At 41.0% G+C, this 3,933-nt stretch carries 2 protein-coding genes; both read right to left on the bottom strand.

Going from position 1 to position 3,933, the window contains the following annotated elements:
- A partial coding sequence (locus GSY74_RS00635) for an IS1 family transposase (protein WP_255494407.1) occupies window positions 1–310 on the bottom strand: 310 nt, incomplete at its 3' end.
- Between the two features lie 361 nt (window positions 311–671).
- On the bottom strand, window positions 672–3,933 hold a 3,262-nt coding region (gene metH / locus GSY74_RS00630; protein WP_164663170.1), incomplete at its 5' end, for a methionine synthase.

Here is a 3,933-nt window from a genome sequence, read left to right as displayed (position 1 = left end):
TCTTAGTAGATAATTGTTTTATGGGGTTTATTGGGTCACGGTAGGTGGGGGAGAGCCGATTTTTTCTCTCAATTGTTTGCGTATTTCTCTTTCCAATTTCATGCTTGTTTTCATCTAGGTTTTTACTGTACGAACCCCAATTATCTGTATAATATTTTCCTATTTTGAATGGTTCTAATAGCTTTTTGAGTTTTAGAAAAACTTCATCTTTTCTTCTCCCAAAAACAAAGGGAACTGTCTCTCCTGTATTATGGTCTATTGCCAACCACAACCATCTTTGGTTTGATTTATCTCCAACGAAACTCCACATCTCATCTAACTCTACATCTATCGCATTTATGGGAGCTCATATTCCGTAGGGTGCGATTGCCATCGCACCATTTAAAAATATTCGCACAAAAAAGAGGTTTTGCCGAAAGGATTAAAAGAGAATAGATAAAATCATATTAGAAACGGCGTAGCAATTCGCATACAAAAAAATTTCATCGTTCAAAAAATATTCATCATGCCAATATTTTTTATTGTATTGAGCTTTTAATTTATGATGGGTAAATGTCGGGATGAGGGCAACCCGACCTACAGACTGCCATCTGTTTTGAAAAAAAAGTTATTTTTTATAAAACGATTTAATAAGATTTTCATTAAGTTACTTTCCTTTTCTAAAATTATACCTAAACACTATAATACCCAGCCCCCCCATGATGCACCACCAAAGCACTAGTACTCTGCTCAGGATGTATCTGAAAAGTCTCACTAAGCTCAATCCCAAACTCCTCAGGTTTCAGCACATCAAACAGCTCACGACTCGCTTCCAAATCTGGACAGGCAGGGTAACCAAATGAGTATCTAGCTCCATGATAACGGTTCATCCGAACATCACGCAGGGTTGCTCCCTCATCATCTTTTAGAATACCTAAATCCATTCTTATCTGCTTGTGGGCTACTTCGGCTAAGGCTTCGGCAAGTTCCACAGAAAAACCGTGTACCATATTGTACTCCAAGTATTTTCCTGCGTCATATAGCTCTTTTTCATAGATTGAAAATTTCTCTCCTGCACTCACGCATGTTAGGGCGATAATGTCGTGTCGGTCATGTTGGAAAAAATCGCTCAATGCTCTATGAGGTTTTTTACTCTGTCTTGGAAAAGAGAATTTAGTCATCTCTCTTTTCGCCACTTTATTAAAAGGCTCACGAGAAGCATTTGCATCGATATTCCACCCCTCGCTCTCATCGAAAAGTATCAAATCTCTGTTGTTGCTTCTACATGGATAGTAACCATAGATAATAGTAGGTTCAAATAAATCTTCATCTATAAACTGCTGTTTTAGTCTCTCGTAGGCTGGATAGACTTTCTCATCAAGTAGTTTTTGATACTCTTCCTTGTCCATTTTTCCTTTTTTATAACCCCAATGCATCTTCACTACGCTCTTTTGATTGACCCACTCAAATATCATATTAATATCAAGATTATCTTTTTGAAGCACTCGTCTGCCCCAAAATGGTGGAGTTGGAATCTCTATATCACGCTCTGGCATTTTGAGCTTCTCAAAAGGTGGGATGATTATCTTTTTTTTATCCTCTTTTTTAGCTCTCTCTTTCATATCTCCTGCCATTCTTGTATCTAGCCCAATCGAATTGTCTTCGTTGTATTTCTCAATCCGACTCATCGCGATAACCCCATCAAAAGCATCACGACAGTAGAATATCGCACCTTTGTAGATAGGTCGGCAGAAATCATCCACAAAACTTCGCGTCAACGCCGCCCCACCAAGCAACACAGGAACCTCTATCCCCATAGATGCCATCTCTTCTAGGTTATCTCTCATCACGGCTGTTGATTTAACAAGTAATCCACTCATACCAATGGCTTGAATCTCGTTCTCTCTCATCGTCTCCAAGTAGGTCTCTAGTTGCACTTTGATTCCCACATTTATCACCTTGAAACCATTATTTGACAAGATAATATCCACAAGATTTTTCCCCACATCATGCACATCACCCTTGACTGTTCCTATCACAAGAGTAGTCTCTGTCTCTTTCTCCTGTTTGGTCAAATATGGATTGAGATAATCTACCGTGGTCTTCATCGTCTCTGCTGATTGGAGTACAAATGGCAACTGCATCTGACCTGAACCAAAAAGTTCGCCCACCACCTTCATCGCATCTATCAAAATCTCATTGACTATCTTATCAGGGTTAATCTCGTGCCGTGCCTCTTCGACGAGTGGAATCATTCGCTCTTTGTCACCGTCCATAAGTAGCTTGGCTATCTTCTCCTCACTGCTCATCGCCTCATACTCTTCATCCGAGCTATTGTCCTCTATGGTCTTGTCTGAAAAGTGGTCGATAAACTTAAACAGAGAACTGTCATCAGGAGTAAATAGCAACTCTTCACAGATAGCAATATCATCTTCGCTCATTTTGGATAGTGGAACAATATGTTTTACATTAATAATCACCGAAGTCATACCTGCTTCTAAACAGTGGTGCAGAAAGACCGAGTTCAAAAATCTTCTGGCATTCATAGCGAGTCCAAACGAGATATTGGAGAGTCCAAGAGTTGAACCCACCTCAGGGTGTCGAATGTGCAACTCTTTTATCGCATTATATGTCTGAATCGCAGCGTCACGATATTCCAAATCACCAGACCCCACTGTAAATGCTAACATATCAAAGATAAGGTTTCTAGGGTCGATTCCATGTCGATTAACAGCCAAATCATAGATGCGTTCTGCCATTCGTAACTTATCCTCAGTGGTCTTTGCCATCCCCACCTCATCAATGGTCAAACAGACGAGAGCCGTACCATATTTTTTCGCCAGTTTACAAATCTCATCAAGCTTCTCCTCTCCATCTTCAAGGTTTACAGAGTTGATAATCGGCTTTCCACCAATACACTTTAACCCCTCTTCCATTGTATTAACTCTAGTCGCATCGGGCATGAGTGGCAGAGGAATTTTTTGATTGTAAAGCTCCATCACAGCAGACATATCTTTAGCTCCATCACGCCCTGCAAACTCTACATTGACATCAAGCAGATGCGCTCCATCACGCACCTGTGCCTGTCCAACCGTCAAAGTTCCCTCATAATCACTAGCGATAATCAGCTCTCTAAATGCTTTTGAACCTGTGGCATTGGAACGCTCTCCGATAAGAAGAGGGGCTGGTTCTTGAAACAGTTCAGTGGTGTTAAAGAGTGAAGCGATAGATGGTGCAATAGAGCCTGTAGGTTTTTTGGGCTTAATAGTTTTTACAGCCTTTTTAAGAGCATGAATATGTTGAGGGGTCGTACCACAACACCCACCCAAAAAGCTCACTCCATCAAACTCCACAAACTCCAACTGTTTGTCTCTAAACTCATCTGGTCCCATTGGGTAGTAGGTGTATCCTCCTCTGTTTTGAGGAAGCCCTGCATTGGCATGAACAGAAGTTGGGATACTACACAACTCCGAGAGCGTTCGTAGATGTTTTTTGACTTGGTCAGGGCCCGTTCCACAATTAAACCCAAGTGAGAGAATATCAAAAGGTTCAAGTATCGTCACAATCGTCTGTGCATCCGTACCAATAAGCATACTTCCACTAAGCTCAATAGTCACAGAGACCATTATAGGCAGTTTAACCCCTCTCTCCCTATTAGCATCCTCACAAGCGTGAAGAGCAGATTTTATCTGTAGGGGGTCTTGGCAAGTCTCTAGCATAAAGATATCACAACCACCATCGATTAGCCCAAGTGCTGTAAGTTTATACCCCTCATACATCTCATCATAGTGAATATGTCCAAGACTAGGTAATTTAGTTCCTGGTCCTATGGAACCCAATACAAACTTAGGTGACTCTTCTGTTCCATATTCATCACATACTTCACTTACAAGCTCTGCACCTTTACGTGAGAGTTCATAGGCACGTTCACCCATTTGGTATTCATCAAGCACC

The organism is Sulfurovum sp. bin170, from assembly GCF_010892395.1.
Lineage (GTDB): Bacteria > Campylobacterota > Campylobacteria > Campylobacterales > Sulfurovaceae > UBA1140.
This window is presented reverse-complemented; position numbering and strand designations above follow the sequence as displayed.